General features: G+C 41.5%; 9 protein-coding genes. 8 read left to right on the plus strand and 1 reads right to left on the minus strand.

The features are described from left to right. Positions 1 to 1033 precede the first annotated feature (1033 nt). Complete coding sequence (locus HWQ37_RS31170) at positions 1034 to 1486, plus strand: DUF11 domain-containing protein (protein WP_292754565.1); 453 nt, start codon at positions 1034 to 1036, stop codon at positions 1484 to 1486. Positions 1487 to 1740: 254 nt separating this feature from the next. Here the strand turns inward: HWQ37_RS31170 and HWQ37_RS31175 are convergent, their stop codons facing one another. Continuing rightward, positions 1741 to 4551 carry a beta strand repeat-containing protein gene (locus tag HWQ37_RS31175; protein WP_292754568.1) on the minus strand — a complete coding sequence of 937 codons (2811 nt, stop codon included), beginning with the start codon at positions 4549 to 4551 and terminating at the stop codon, positions 1741 to 1743. 1329 nt (positions 4552 to 5880) lie between these two features. Here HWQ37_RS31175 and HWQ37_RS31180 point away from each other — a divergent pair. The 7 genes from HWQ37_RS31180 to HWQ37_RS31210 form a co-directional block, all read left to right on the plus strand. Further along, positions 5881 to 7296 (plus strand): folate/biopterin family MFS transporter, encoded by a 1416-nt coding sequence (locus HWQ37_RS31180; RefSeq protein ID WP_292754571.1) that lies wholly within the window; start codon positions 5881 to 5883, stop codon positions 7294 to 7296. Positions 7297 to 7814: 518 nt separating this feature from the next. Next, positions 7815 to 11795 (plus strand): PAS domain S-box protein, encoded by a 3981-nt coding sequence (locus HWQ37_RS31185; RefSeq protein ID WP_292754574.1) that lies wholly within the window; start codon positions 7815 to 7817, stop codon positions 11793 to 11795. Between the two features lie 73 nt (positions 11796 to 11868). Then, positions 11869 to 12249: a response regulator gene (locus HWQ37_RS31190; RefSeq protein WP_292754576.1), complete on the plus strand. Its 381-nt coding sequence runs from the start codon at positions 11869 to 11871 to the stop codon at positions 12247 to 12249. A 174-nt stretch (positions 12250 to 12423) separates the two neighbouring features. After that, entirely contained in the window at positions 12424 to 12705 is a 282-nt protein-coding gene (locus HWQ37_RS31195) for a DUF433 domain-containing protein (protein WP_292754578.1), read from the plus strand. A 286-nt stretch (positions 12706 to 12991) separates the two neighbouring features. After that, positions 12992 to 13360 (plus strand): response regulator transcription factor, encoded by a 369-nt coding sequence (locus HWQ37_RS31200; RefSeq protein ID WP_292754580.1) that lies wholly within the window; start codon positions 12992 to 12994, stop codon positions 13358 to 13360. Between the two features lie 32 nt (positions 13361 to 13392). Continuing rightward, the gene (locus HWQ37_RS31205; RefSeq protein ID WP_292754581.1) at positions 13393 to 13827 is read left to right on the plus strand and encodes a response regulator; all 435 of its coding nucleotides are present in this window, start codon (positions 13393 to 13395) and stop codon (positions 13825 to 13827) included. A gap of 104 nt (positions 13828 to 13931) precedes the next feature. Further along, the coding region (locus HWQ37_RS31210) for a GAF domain-containing protein (protein ID WP_292754583.1) at positions 13932 to 16645 on the plus strand (2714 nt) is incomplete at its 3' end.

A 16645-nucleotide genomic window follows, 5' to 3' on the forward strand; every position in this document is an offset into this window, starting at 1 on the left:
TTATTTATTTTGAGATGAATTTTCTGATTTTTATTCAGATACATTCTAAGACTTTTGTTAAATATTCGTTATCCAGGGCGAACGCATCTTGTCAATAAGAGTAGTCTATTATCAATAAACTCTTAAATAATCGCATTAAGCATAGCTTATTTTTATTGATTCTTACAGAACCGATTTTACATCAAATCTTCTTTACATACATCTATTACATAGTGCATTAGACAGACGTAGGTTGGGTGAAGCGGAGCGCAACCCAATATATATCAGAATGTTGGGTTACGCAAAGCCTCCACCAAACCTACAATTTTTTTGCAATATTTTAGCCTTGCCACGCTGATTTTAATGTATGTATTTACACTCAAGAGTGTAAGTGACCCCCAGTACTTATGCATTAAAAACCTGAAACCTCCATCGCCCTTTTTTTCGTGGGTAGGTTTTTAGATATTGTACTTTTTAAAGCATTATACCATGCTTAAAACAAAATTAACTTCAGGCACAATTGCTTTTTACAACTTTCATTTTGTTGCCTCAAGTATGAATTTATGACATTTATGGGTTCTATTTATCACCAGGGTTCAGCATTTTTATGATACAAAATATTTATGTTTAAAATCATCCAAAAAATCAACAAAATCGCGCTCTTGATTTCATAATTCCAGAGTTATTGCCACAGTAAATTTACATCAAAATGATATATGTTCGTTAAATTTGGGTAATTAAAAACAGACATAGTCTAAATCCAAATCCAGCTTTCAGCGATCCAATTAACGGTTTTGACACTGCCAGCAATGACCGAAAATATGGTCAATCTGGTAACAATGGTAACGCTGGGACATCATGTAACGGTTCTTTTGGAGATACTAAAGGACTGGATTTTTGGACTTATTATCCAGGTCAAAGTCAACCAACTCCATTAAACATCATTGATGTAGTTTCACCCAATGTTGGTAAAGTAATAATTAATACGGACATTGTAGATGGTCGCAGCGACGTTGCAATTACTGATGTCAACTATGTACCAGAATCCTCGGCTTTGGATGATAACGATTCCCAATGGCCTGCTAGTTACTTGCGGGGATTGATTAATGGTGGCACCGTTAAACCAGGCGATGAGTTGGAATATACTATCTACTTTCTTTCCAAGGGGCCGAATGATGCTACTAAGGTGAAATTATGCGACTTAGTTCCTAGCAGTACTACTTTTATTCCCACTGCGTTTAATGGTAAAACTCCTGGTGATGGTGGTTTACCAACCGGAGATTTAGGTATTGCTCTCGCTTTGGGTGCTAGCAGTCCGACTGTTTACCTGACTAATGTAGAGGATGGCGATCGCGGACGTTTTTATTCTGCTAACGAGTCAGCCCCATTAAACTGTGGTACTAACACAAATGGAGCTGTGGTAGTAAATATTACGCGCAGTCCAGATTTACCCAATTTAGTCAAAGGTTTTTACGGTTTTGTGCGCTTCCGCGTCAAGGTCAAATAATAAAAAGTTAGGAGTTTTCAATCTTACTGACCGCCCCACATTACGTTGGATATTTCAACGCTTTCAGTGTATTCATTAATTTACAAGCGATCGCTCTTAAAAGAGATGAGCAACCCAATATTGCAGCACATCACCTCACTATTTGCAACGATTGGAGTAATTATTCTACCGCGTTTTCATTGATAAATCGAATGGGAGGCGCTTAATATAGCACCTCCCATTCTAAAGATTTCTATTTTTCTGTGAGTTGAAGATTAAACAACAAGGAAGTTGCTTTGGGTTAGTGACACTCCACCAGATAGTTGGGCAAATTTTACCTGACTAAATCCACCCGCACTACCATCTTGGTCAAAATATAGTTCACCTGTAGTGTTGTTATAGATAAATCGCTGATTACTGGTTGTTGCAGATGTTCCAAGGGTAAAAGAGCTAGCTGAGAGTAAACCTGATGATAACCCGCCAGCAAAACCAGCAGCCGATACCTGAATCACTTCCTTAGTTGCGTTGAAGTTATAAATGCTATCAACACCTTCATTGAAACTATTGAAAACAAAGGTATCAGTACCAGATCCTCCATAGAGGCTATCATTGCCTTTGCCACCTTTGAAGATGTTTTTACCAGAAGCACCAGAGGCTGTAAGAGTATCATTACCATCGCCTCCATCCAGTAGATTATTGCCTGATGAATAGTCAACAATCAAGCGATCGTCATTAGCACCACCATTGAGGGTGTTATTGCCAGTGACAGTATAAGCTCCGTATGAAGAATATAAGGAGGCTGAACCAGCAGCTGCAAGGATATCATTGCCATCGCCGCCATTTAGGAGGTTATTGCCTGATGAATAGTTAATAACTAAGTTATCGTCACCAGCGCCACCATTGAGGGTGTTCTTACCAGAGATCGCATCGAGGTAAAAATCGCCTCGGTAGTCGTCGTAGGAGCCAGAGACGTTCAGAGAATCATTACCATTACCACCACAGAGCAAATTATTACCATTTGAATAGTCAGCACTCAAGTAATCTTTACCTGCACCGCCGATAATCGTGTTACTTCCACGTCCCCCTGAGAGCGTATCGTTGCCATTGCTCCCCACAATCAAATCATTGTAGTCTGTACCTGAGATATTTAATTGTTCGATATTCTTATAGCTAACCTGATTCGGCCCTGCTGTAATTGAACCAGTGTTAGTAGCAGCATTGAATGTCGAAGTGATTCCCTGGCCGATAGAATAGTTATAGAAGGTCAACAAGTCATTACCTTTACCTCCATCTATAGTATCTTTGCCGCGATCGCCCCCGGTAAGTGTATCGTTGCCATTGCCCCCTACAATCAAGTCATTGTAAGCTGTACCGGAAATATTTAATCGTTCGATATTCTTGTAGCTAACCTGATTCGTGCCTGATGTAATCGAGCCAGTGTTAGTAGCAGCATTGAATGTCGAAGTGATTCCTTTACCGCCGTTAGAATTATCGGCATAATAGGTTTCCAATAAATCATCACCTTTTCCGCCATCGATCGTATCATTGCCACTATTACTACCGTAGAGCGAGATGGTATCGTTGCCATTGCCGCCTACAATCAAGTCATTGTAGAGTGTTCCTGAGATATGTAATCTTTCGATATTCTTATAGTTAATCAGATCCGTGCCCGTCTTAATCGAGCCAGTGTTCGTAGCAGCATTGAATGTTGTTGTGATTCCCCCACTCGGATAGATATACGAAACGCTCAACAAATCGTCACCTGTTCCCCCATCTACTGTTTGAGTCGCTAAGGAAGGTGGGGAAGTATATAAGACGAAAGAGAAGGAATCATCACCATTCCCTCCATTGAAAATGTTATTACCAAACCTGCCCTGGGCTTTTTTGTCGTCGTAGTAGCCAGAGGCAAAGAAAGAATCATTGCCATCCCCCCCATCGAGGATGTTATTGCCTGTTGAATAGTTAACACTTAATTGATCGTCGCCAGCACCACCATTGAGAGTGTTATTGCCGGAGGTAAAAGAGGCGGAAGAGTCGTAGTCGCTAGAGGCGCTAAGAGAATCATTGCCCTCTCCGCCATTGAGGATGTTATTGCCTGTTGAATAGTTAGCATCTAATTGATCGTCACCAGCACCACCGTTGAGGGTGTTATTGCCACTCGTCTTCGACGCAGAGATATTATCATTGCCATCTTCTCCATTGAGCATGTTATTGCCTGTTGAAGAAGTAGCACTTAATTGATCGTTACCAACACCACCGTTGAGGATGTTATCGCTGGTGGAATAATTAACATTTAAGTAATCGTTACCTTCACCGCCAAAAATCGTGTCATTACCATAACTTAAATCATTGCCACTACTGCCTCCGAAGAGTAAATCGTTGCCATTGCTGCCAACAATAAAATCAGCGTAGGTTGTACCTCTAATTTCTAATTGTTCGATATTACTGTAGTTAATCTGATTTGTGCCAGCCCGAATCGAGCCAGTGTTAGTAGCAGCATCGAAACTCGAAGTGATGGCCGTGGTAGCACTGGTGTAATATACAGATAAGTAATCTTGACCGGTTTCTCCATTTACGCTTTGAGTCGTTAAGGAAGATGGGGCAGTACTTGAGGCAGAAAAATAGAAGTAATCATTCCCAGCGCCTCCATTTAGAGTGTTTCTACCCCGGACTTCATCTGCGTAAAAGGAATCATCGCCGTCTTTGCCTAAAACCCGATTGTTGCCAGTAGAGTAGCTAATATCAAGGTAGTCATCCCCTGCATCTCCACTGAGGATGTTATTTCCAGAAGAATAGGAAGCATCAAGGGTATCATTTCCCTCATCACCCCGTAGTAGGTTATTACCAGTACCACCACGCAGGGAGTCGTTATCTGTGCCACCACGCAGGGAGTCGTTACCTATACCACCAAGGAGAGTATCATTACCTGCACCACCAATGAGGGTATCATTTCCGGCATCACCGCTTAGACTGTCGTTGCCATTGTTGCCATAGATGATATCATCACCTGCTTTAGCGTTAATTGTATCTGCGTCGTGACTACCCAGTAGAGTATCTTTACCGTTGGTTCCAATGATATTAACCATAATTTTTATTTTCCTGAATTGATATTTGTGAGTAACTTTAGCTATTAACTTGTTGTTAATGTTGTTTGAGGAGACACAGAAATAGTCGAGAGTTAGTTAACACTTTCGACACACTTTTATGTCACCCTTGAGGGCTAACAATTTTCCCGAAGATTTACCCTATTGATAAGCTTTTAAGTAGGACTTATCTAACTGACTTGAAAAAGCAGGAGGTAAAGTTAAATTCTTTATCTATTCCCTTTTTCACCCGTTATTTGTCTGCGCGTTAATAATCGCTAGTTAGGACTATCTAAGTCTTAAGCGCTGTACAGGTTTATGAGCGTGTGTTTAGGAAAACACATGGTTTCACGCTTTGTTATCATCCTTGATCCGCAGATCAACCCAGCCATCACTGACAAAGTGTCAAAAAATCAAGCTTGAATGCCTAAAACCCACACTTCATATTTTTTATCAAAACGTAAGCCCTACTGTCGTAAATATAGATAATAATTCACTTCCAAGAGGGAAAGAATTTTTATGCAGTTGTTGTGGGCTATTGCCCGTGGGTGTGTAGCTTAAAAATAGGGAACATCTAAATAACACTTTGATAACCATATCTGAATATTTACTTAGATGTCCACACTTAAGAACATATCTTTGCATACTCTTCACATTCTTTGCCGATGAGTATAATCTCAGTAATTATCTTTATATATTCTTTATGTCTTGAGAGCCACTAATAAACAGAGTGCAGCAGCTAGACAGCAGCTAGGCAGTTGCTTTATCTGCTCCTGTAGCGTGTCGTTACCCTAGTAGACAAGCAAGGTATAAGAGTTTTTCAGCCTTGGGGTTATGCTGCGAGTTTCTGACGATAAATTACAGTAGTTAAAAGCGATCGCACTGGAGCATTGGCAAGTTATTAAAAGCTACTTGGGGGTAACTATCTTTGCCAAACATACCTCCGTAGATATCGGATAATCATACTGAGGACGGTGGAACTGAAACTAGTGGTCTGTCAAATTCATTTTGACGGTTAGAAAGACGCGATAAATCGCCGTCTCTACAGGAAATTTATCCGTCAATTATTTATTGACAGACTACTAGACTATATTTGGGGGTTTGGAACAAAAATAGATTTTACTTAAAAGTTAACCTATGTGACTATACTTGTAGTGCTGACATCTCTGCACGCGAACTATTTGAGGTTGCCATTGGCGAAACGCACACACCTTAATTATTTCACAATTCGAGCGATTGACCACCTGACTCCTGAATTCTGTTTGATAAAAAACCCACCTTCTAAGAATCGATATGATAGAAAAGTAAATAAAATTTCAAAATATTTATCGAATGGTGGATCAATCATCTGGCTTGTCCAAGGTCAAAGACTCATTAACACAAAAAATCTTCTTGGGTAATGAACCGAATGCAGAGTTAATTGCAATTCTCACCGTTTACTTTGTCCAAGGAATTTTAGGGCTATCGCGTCTAGCCGTTAGCTTTTTTCTCAAAGATGAACTAATGCTGAGTCCAGTGCAGGTATCAGCGCTATTGGGAATTGTCTTCCTACCTTGGATGATTAAGCCGGTGTTTGGTTTTATCTCCGATGGCTTACCTATATTTGGCTATCGTCGCCGTCCTTACTTGATTTTATCGGGGATATTGGGAACTGCCTCTTGGATGAGTCTGGCCACAATAGTTCATACTAGCTGGGCAGCAGCCTTAGCGATCGCTCTTGGTTCTCTCTCGGTGGCCATGAGTGATGTCATTGTTGATTCGCTGGTTGTAGAACGTGCCAGAGGCGAATCTCAAGCAAAAGCCGGTTCACTACAATCTCTGTGCTGGGGTGCTTCTGCGATCGGAGGTTTAATAACAGCCTACTTTAGCGGTCTGTTGCTGCAATATTTTACTACACGTACAGTCTTTGGGATTACTGCCTTCTTTCCTCTGATCGTTTCAGGGGTGGCTTGGTTAATTACTGAGTCCCCCGTTAGCAAAGATGCTGAAGATGGCAATCAAAGCAATTCTTTGCCAATCAAACATCAACTGGGGCAGCTACGCCAAGCCATTAGCCAAAAAACAATTTGGCTACCAACGGCATTTATCTTCATCTGGCAAGCTACTCCAAATTCTGACTCAGCCTTTTTCTACTTCTCTACCAATGAACTCCACTTTGAACCAGAATTTTTGGGGCGAGTGCATTTGGTAACAAGTTTCGCTTCTTTAGCAGGTGTTTGGATTTTTCAACGTTTCCTCAAAAGCATCCCTTTTCGGGTGATTTTTGCTTGGAGTACTGTGCTTTCCTCAATGTTGGGGATGACGATGCTGTTGTTAGTGACTCACACCAACAGGTTATTGGGTATAGATGACCACTGGTTTAGTTTGGGTGATAGCCTGATTCTCACTGTGATGGGAAAAATTGCCTTTATGCAAGTGATGGTGCTAGCAGCAAGGCTTTGTCCTTCTGGTGTGGAAGCGACATTATTTGCTTTGTTAATGTCAATCTATAATTCAGCCGGAACGGTTTCTCATGCATTTGGGGCATTAATTACCTATTGGCTGGGAATCACCGCAACGAATTTTGATTCACTTTGGCTCTTGGTGGTAATTACTAACCTCAGCACGTTGTTACCGCTACCATTTATTAAATGGCTACCTGCTGCTGATGAGCAAAGTGAGACACCCAAAAATGAGGAACAACTATTTTCGCCTGATTTGATGCCTGAGTTGATACTGAGAGAACCAAAGTCGGAAATAGTGGAATAAGTAATTATACGTCGCTAGACAACAAATTGTTGAAAATGGGCTTGTGTTCTGGACGAATGGGCTTGTGTTCTGAATGAATGGGCTTGTGTTCTGGACGAATGGGCTTGTGTTCTGGACGAATGGGCTTGTGTTCTGAACGAATGGGCTTGTGTTCTGAACCAATGGGGTTGTGTTCTGAATGAACAAGACGCGATAAATCGCCGTCTCTACAATCTCGGTCGTTTTGTACAGACGGCGATTCATCGCGTCTCTTGCCTTAACTGATATATTCATGTATGGGGATTTCACCCCCCGACTCGCCGCAATAACAAGACGCGATAAATCGCCGTCTCTACAAGAATCAGTCGTTTTGTACAGACGGCGATTCATCGCGTCTCTTGCCTTAACTCATATATTCATGTTTGGGGATTTCCCCCGCTACTTGCCGCAATAACTGCCCTTTTCAGGAACTTTGCAGAGTTTGTTTGGCAAACTACTAGGGCTAGGATTAGTCTTAACGTTAGGGTTTGGAAAGAATTATGAGACTTTATCCGCGATTATTAGCCTATGGTGTTGCTGTTGGCTCAAGTGCGATCGCACTGCTGCTGTCACTCTGGCTAGAACCGCTTATATCTCGAACTATTGGTGCATTTTTTTATATCGCTATTATTATAAGTACGTCGTATGGTGGCTTTCGGCCAGGGATTGTCACAGTTGTCCTTTCGACACTGGCAATCAATTATTTCTTTATATTTCCGCCACATCAATTTTGGATCGAGCAACCACAAGAAGTATTGCGGCTAGCTATTTTTTTGTTAGTTGCTTTGACAATTAACTTAATCACTAGTAATCTTCAGCACAGCAAACAGAAGATTAAGCAACTCAACCAACAACTGGCTCAGGAAAATGCCGAGCAACTGCGGATGGCTCTTGGTGCAGCGCAAATGGGAATGTGGGACTGGAATATTGCCACAGGAGAAATTAAATGGTCGCCAGAACACGAGCAGTTATTTGGCTTGACTGTTGGCAGTTTTGATGGTAGGTATGAAACCTTTGATGCCTATCTGCATCCTGACGATCGCCCTTCTCTTAACCAAGCACTAGAAAAGGCACTGCAAACTCACAGTATTTACTATCATGAGTATCGCATTATTTGGGCAGATGGTAGCATCCACTGGGTAGAAGGACGGGGACAGGTATTTTATAACCAAGCCGGCCAGCCTGTGCGGATGACGGGAACTGTTATCGCAATTGACGAGCGCAAACAAGCACAAAAAAAGCTGGAGCAGCAATTTGAGCAACAGCGCTTAGTAATGGAGATGACCCAGCGCATCCGGCGATCGCTAAATTTACAAGAGATTCTCCAAAATACTGTTGATGAAGTCCGGCAGTTTTTGGGGTGCGATCGCGTCACTATCTTCAAGTTTTCTCCAAGCTGGGGTGGAACAGTCGCTGTCGAGTCTGTTGCACCTGAATGGATGGCTATTTTACCACTCCAGATTTACGACCCTTGCATTGGGGAAGAGAACGTTGAACCCTTTAAAAAAGGCTTAGTTACTGCGAAAACTGATATTTATACTGCCGGAATTAGCCCCTGTCACATTGAATTTTTGGCAAGTCTCCAGGTAAGAGCAAATCTCGTCGTTCCCGTTTCATTAGGAGATGAATTATGGGGATTACTGGCGGCTCATCACTGCGCGGCTCCTCGGGAATGGCAATCCTCAGAAATTGAGTTGCTGCGGCAGTTAGGAGCGCAGGTGAGCATTGCTATCCAGCAAGCAGCTTTGTTTGAACAGGTTCAAACTGAACTAGCGGAGCGTAAGCAAATGGAAGTTGCTTTGTCGCAGAGCGAACGCCGATATCGTTCATTAGTTCATGCTTCGTCACAGATTGTCTGGCGCACTGATCCTAAAGGGGATAGAATCACAACCCCAGAAGGTTGGGAAGAACTAACTGGACAATCCGCAGCAGAATGTTTGGAATGGGGTTGGTTCAATGTTGTTCACCCAGAAGATCGCGATCGCACTTTCCAAAGCTGGCAAGAATCTTACACAAATCGGACTTTATACGAAACAGAATATCGACTCCTGATGAAAGATGGCAATTACCACGATTTTGCCGTTCGAGGTGTGCCGATTCTGGATGCTGAGAGAAAAATTAACGAGTGGATTGGTACTTGTACCGATATTACCCAACGCAAACAAGCAGAAATAGCGTTGCAACAACTAAATGCCGAACTTGAGCAACGGGTAGTAGAGCGCACTGCACAACAGAGAAAGACGAACGATCGCCTGATCGAAACGGTGAGAAAGCAGCAACAAACCCAACTGGTTCTTTTAGAACAGGCGCAACTACTAGATTTAGCACACGATACTATCATCACCCGCGACTTAAACGGAGCGATCTCTTTCTGGAATCAGGGAGCCGAGTATATGTACGGTTGGACGAAAGCTGAGGCTTTGGGGCAAATCTCATATATTCTCCTAAAATCTCAATTTCCTCAACCCATAGCAGAGATTGAAGCAGAACTGTTAGAAAAGGGTTACTGGGAAGGGGAACTTACCCATTTCAGCCGGAATGCTCAACCTATTACTGTCGCCAGCCGTTGGGTTTTACAAAAAGACAATGCTGGTACACCGATTAAGATTCTAGAAATCAACAATGATATTACCCAGCGTAAACAAGCAGAAGCAGCTATGCGCCAATATGAGCGCATTGTATCCAGTACCAAGGATGGTATTGCCCTGTTAAATCGTAACTACATTTATCAAGTCGTTAATCAAGCTTACCTGGACTGGTGCAACAAACCTGATACCGAAGTTGTGGGAAAATCCAAGCGGGATGTTCTCGGTGAAAAATTATTTGATAATATCATCCAGGATCGATTAAATCGATGTTTAGCTGGAGAAACAATTCAATATGAGCAGTGGTTTGAACACCCTAATCTAGTACCGCAATTTATGAGCGTTACTTATACACCTTACCGTGAATTAGGCGAAACCATTTCCGGCGCGATCGTTAGTCTGCGCGATTTGACTCAACTCAAACAGGCAGAACAAATGCTAGAGCTTCAGGCTGTGATCACCCGAAACATGGCGGAAGGTATTTGCTTAGTCAGAGCCGATAATGGAGTCATTGTCTATGCCAATCCAAAATTTGAGCAGATGTTTGGCTATGACTCTGGCGAACTTAACGATCGCCACGTTTCGATTGTGAACTATGAAAGTGAATCGGTAAGTGCTGAAGATGTAACTCAAGCTATTCGATCTGCCGTCTTACAAAAGGGTGAATCCACCTACGAAGTCCATAATATCAAAAAAGATGGTACTGAATTTTGGTGTAGGGCGACGACTTCTGTATTTCGGCATCCCAAATACGGCGACGTTTTGGTAGCGGTTCAGCAAGATATCACCGAAGAGCAAGCGGCGCTACGCGAACGTAAACACATCGAAGACGCTTTACGCCAAAGCGAAGAAAAGTTTCGTCAGTTGGCTGAAAACATCCAAGCAGTATTTTGGATGACTGATATTCAAAGTCAACAAGTTCTTTATGTGAGCAAAGCCTACGAAACAATCTGGCAAAGGAGTTGCGATAACTTGTATGAAAACTATTCAGAATGGTTAGATGCAATTCACCCAGAAGATCGCCCTCGCGTCGAACTTGAACTCGTTGAACAGGTAAAAACATCGCAATACGATAAAAAATATCGCATCATCCGCCCCGACGGTTCAATTCGTTGGATTCGCGATCGCGCTTTTCCGATCAAAAATGAAGTGGGGGAAATGGTGCGGATTGCCGGAATTGCCGAAGACATCACCGAACAAGAAAAGATTGAGTTGATGAAGAGTGAATTTATCGGCATCGTCAGTCACGAACTCCGCACTCCCTTAACCTCAATTCGGGCAGCTATGGGCTTATTGAATACTGGTATCTACGCTCAAAAACCAGAAAAGTCTAAGCGGATGATTGAGATTGCAGCCATTGAAAGCGATCGCTTAGTGCGTCTTGTCAATGATATTCTCGATTTAGAACGCTTAGAATCGGGTCGAGCTGTTCTAGAAAAAACTACCTGCGAAGCGGCTGATTTAATTGAACAAGCAGTAGCAGGATTGCAAGCGATCGCCAAACAGCAAGATATTACATTTAATATCCACCCTACCGACGTTCAAGTTTGGGCGGCTGCCGATGCCATTATTCAAACACTCACCAATCTATTAGGCAATGCGCTGAAATTCTCGCCCGACAATTCTACGATTACCCTAAATGTCCAACAGCAAACAGATCGCGTACTGTTCCAGATCACAGATCAAGGACGAGGTATTCCAGCAGACAAGTTAGAAGCTATTTTTGGGAGATTTCAGCAAGTAGATGCCTCTGATTCTCGCACCAAAGGCGGCACAGGCTTAGGATTAGCAATCTGTCGTAGTATTATTGATCGGCATGGCGGCCAAATCTGGGTACAGAGTACTGTTGGTATCGGCAGTACGTTTTTCTTTACTCTGCCAATGCCGGGGAGTTAGGGGAGGCAGGGGGCAATCAATTCAAAATTCAAAATTAAAGAACTTCTGCCCAATGACAAATGACAAATGACAAATGACAAAAAAATTATTAATCATAGACGATCAAGAACCTATCCGCGAATTAGTCCAAGCTTGTTTAGAAGATTTGGGTGGATGGAACACGCTGACGGCTGCATCTGGGCAGGAAGGATTAAAAATCGCCCAGACGGAATCTAATATTGATGCTATTTTGCTGGATGTGTCTATGCCTGACATGGATGGTTTTGCAGTATATGCAGAACTTCAGGCAAATTCAGCAACCAAAGCCATACCAATCATTCTATTAACAGCCAAAGTCCAAGGGAGCGATCGCACCCGTTTCGCTCAAATGGGAGTTGCTGGGCTGATTAGCAAACCCTTTGAACCCACCTCAATTTGCGAGGAAGTTGCTGAAATACTGGGGTGGAATCAGTAATATCAGGTTCGGGTGATTACTTATAATAAAATCTATAGCAATCCTAAATCATTTGTGAAAAATTAGATCCCCGACTTCTTCGAGACGCGCATTTTCACAAATCAAATAGGATTGCTATATCAATGTATAAGTGTTTAACCGAAGTTGGCAAATTATCAGAAGTAGGTAGTAAAGATGAACGATGAAAAATTACTAGAACGGATTAAGTTTGACAAAAATATTTTAGCTGGTAAACCAATTATTCGGGGATTAAGAATACCAGTGGCAATGATTTTAGAATTACTAGCCAAGGGTTCTACTAATCAAGAAATTCTTGAAGATTACCCGGAATTAGAACTAGAAGATATACAAGCAGCCTTGTTTTATGCTTATTATCTTGTTTCTCAAGAAGAGGTTTTAGACAGAGTGATTGCTATGAAAAATAAGTTTCGGATTCGTCAGGCTAATTTTGAATAGGTTGCTTAAGAATATTTGAAGAGGTAACAAAAATATTCAATACGAGTGTACTGTCAGAGTTGTACCTACCCACAGAGGCGACACAAGAGTGTCTATTACTAGGTAGAACCCCATACTCTGAGTTGTCTAGGCGTTGCCTCTCCCTTTGGGAGAAGGTTCAGGTACAGGAAGCAGTTAGCTAAATTTAAGATTTGTAACGAAATCTTGTTCTTTATCAGTTCTTTATTTTTGTAATTTATCTTTCTTGCTTATAGAGAAAAATCTTTAAATACCATAGGGAAAGTATATGAAGACTTGTCAGGTAAAACGGTCTGAAGAAGCTATAACCGTTAATTTATTTCCACTCGAAAGTGGCGCTTTCAATAAAATTCAAGACAATTGGCTGGAATTTCTGGATTTGGATTCACAAAACGTGATGATTCGTACTATTTCTTCTCTACAATGGAAGCAAATTGCCGAAAATCCTTTGACTGAAAAAGAATTTTATATTTTAGAAATGATTACTCACGGAAAGAGCAATCTTGCTATTGCTCAAGAATTACATATCGCGGTGGGAACTGTTAAGACACACGTTCGGCATATTTTCTCCAAGCTCAATGTTCGTAAACGCGCCCAGGCTACCGTATTAGCACTGCGTTCTGGTTTAGTGGATTAATACATCATTTTTAGATAATAATTTTGGAATATATGATGAAGATGGACATTTTGGAGGTAGTAAATATAAAAAACAAAACAATATTGCTCATTGATGATGAAGTCAATGTGCGAGAGATTGTGGAACTTTGCTTGAAAGATTTAGCTGGTTGGAATGTACTAACTGTTGATTCTCCATTAGCAGGATTGCCGAGTGTAGTAGGCAATAGTCTTGATGCAATTGTCTTAGATATCTCAATTGGTGGAATAGATAGTTTTAAGTTCATCGATAAACTGAGAAATCATCCAAAGACTCAAGCTATTCCGATTGTGTTGCTAAGTGCTAGAGTCCGGTGGCTAGATTCACAAATTCTCCGAAAATATCAAATTGCAGGTGTAATTCTCAAACCCTTCGATCCAGTCAAACTTCCTGCCCAAATTGCTAAACTGTTAAATTGGGATTATAGTATACCAAATAGCAATTTTTAATTACGCTAAATTTTAGATATTTTGCAATTAAAGTAACAGGTTGAATGCATTTTCTGACAAATAATTTAAATACATTCACATAGCTTTATCGCTCTGTTAGTATCATGCTGTCCAATCGTCTATCGGTTCCTGAAATTGACTTAAAGCAAATCCTTTATAAAATTAGGATGCTGGCTGTAAAAATTCACCAGTTATCTGAATTGAGTGAAATTCTTCAGATTATTGTCAACGAAGCTAGAAAAACTTTAAATAGCGATCGCGCTATTATCTATCGTTTTTTACCTGATGGAGATGGAGTAATAGCCGAAGAGTCTGTAGGGCTTGCATGGAAACCAATTTTGGGACAATTGATTTATGACCCTTGCTTTGATGCTAAATGGGTAGAGCAATATCAGCAGGGGCGGATTGGTGTTATTGAAGATATTAATACTAAACCACTTGACCCTTGTTACAAAAACCTATTAACGAGCTTACAGATTCGAGCTAATTTAGTAGTACCAATTTTAGTCAATCAGCAAAAAATTGATAGAGTTTCAAGTTCCGAACCTCATCTCTGGGGTTTACTGATTGTTCACCAGTGTAGTAGTGCGCGTAAGTGGAGTTCTTTAGAAATTGAGTATCTTCAACTTTTAGCAACAGAATTAGGCATTGCACTTGGACAAGTACAACAGTTTCAAAGCTTAAAAAAGCAGTTACTTGAGCCAAAGTTGAAGTTAAAATCGATCAAAAAAACTCTGCATAGGAATTCTGAAGAATGCATCATAACAGAAACAGCATTACCGAAGAATATATCAGTTGCAGACTTGATGGCATTTGAACGATTACAAACTCCAATTTGGATTTACGATATTGAAAAATTTCAGATGTGGTGGGCGAACTCGGCAGCGCTTTATCTTTGGAATGCTCAAAGTCGAGAAGAATTGCTTAATCGCAACTTCAGTGATGTTTCCGAGTCCACTCGCATTCGGTTGCACAACTATCTGCAAATCTTTCAGCAAGGGGAAACCATCGCTGAAAACTGGACATTTTACCCAGAAGGAAAACCTGTTTCTGTTCGCTGTCTCTGTTCGGGAATTCAAATTAAAAACGGAGAGATGGCGGTATTGGTTGAAGGGACAACAGAAGTTACAAATCAAATCGGTCGAGAAACACTGCGATCGCTTGAGGCACTACACTATACCACCTTGATGATCTCGCTTTACACGCTGGATGGTATACCGTTAATGCAAAACCCCGCAACCTTTACCTGTTATGGGGATATTATGCATCCTAGCTCGTTAAGTGAAAATGTTTTTTTGAGCCATTTTGTAGACTCTGATGTTGGAGAACAAGCGATCGAGGCGATTATTTTAGGTAAAACATTCACTACTGAAACCCAGGTGTTTACAAAACAGGGGATTCGATGGCATGGGATGGATATCCGATGCAGCCGCGATCCCGTAACTGGTGATGCCATGATTCTAGTCAATGAAAAGGATATTACTGAACGCAAACATATCGAAGAAGCCTTGCGAGAAAGTGAGGAACGCTATCGTTCTGTAATTAAAGCAATGGCAGAAGGTATTGTGTTACACCAAGCCGATGGAAGTATTATTGCCTGTAACGAGAGTGCCGAAAAAATTTTGGGACTAACAGTTGACCAAATGATGGGACGAGCTGCCATCGATCCGCGATGGCAAACCGTTCACGAAGATGGTACTTCTTTTCTTGGCGAAAGCCATCCTGCGATTGTCACCTTACGCACCGGACAACCCCGATTTAATGAGATCATGGGAGTTCACAAACCTAATAATCGTCTATCGTGGATTTCTATTAATTCTCAACCACTATTTAAACCAAATGAATCAAAACCTTATGCAGTAGTCGCATCATTTACAGATATCACAGTCCGCAAACAGGCAGAAATTGCACTGCAACAACAAACAGAACGGGAACGGATGGTTTTTGCGATCGCTCAACATATCCGCCAATCTTTAGACTTGGATGAAATTTTAAATACAACGGTTGCCGAAGTCAGACATTTTCTGCAAACCGATCGCGTCGTCATCTACCGCTTTAACCCAGATTGGAGTGGTGTAGCGATCGCAGAATCAGTGGCAGAAGGTTGGCAACCGATTCTAAATATGCAAATTACAGACCCCTACTTTGTCCAGACCCAAGGATTATCTTATCAACAAGGTACGGTCGCAACAACTAGAGACATCTACACCGCCGGATTTAGCCCTTGTCATGTAGAGTTATTAGAAAAATTACAAGTCAGAGCCAAAGTAGTTGTACCAATTTTACAAGGCGATCGCCTTTGGGGTCTTTTGATTGCTCATCATTGCAGCGCCCCGCGTCAGTGGCAATATTGGGAGAGTAAACTGCTTCAGCAATTGGCAACACAAATAGCGATCGCTATTCAGCAATCAGAACTTTATCAAAAATTGCAGCTTGCCAACCAGCAACTTGAAAATATAGCGATGGTGGATCAATTAACTCAAATCGCCAATCGCCGCCATTTCGATAGTGCGCTTGATTGTACATGGCGATATCTTTTACGAGAACAAGGTTCTCTATCACTACTTATATGTGATATTGATTATTTCAAACAATATAACGATACTTACGGTCATGCCGCCGGAGATGATTGTTTACGCCTAGTTGCCCAAGCTTTTAAACAAACTGTCAAACGTTCTACAGATTTAGCCGCTCGTTATGGCGGAGAAGAGTTCGTGGTTATCTTGCCCAATACTTATAGTGATGGGGCTTTTCAGGTTGCCGAAGAAATTCATCAAGCGATACAACAGCTAAATATTCCCCATATTGCATCGGCTGT

The organism is Nostoc sp. NMS4 (genome assembly GCF_017115095.1).
In the GTDB taxonomy this organism is placed as follows: domain Bacteria; phylum Cyanobacteriota; class Cyanobacteriia; order Cyanobacteriales; family Nostocaceae; genus Nostoc.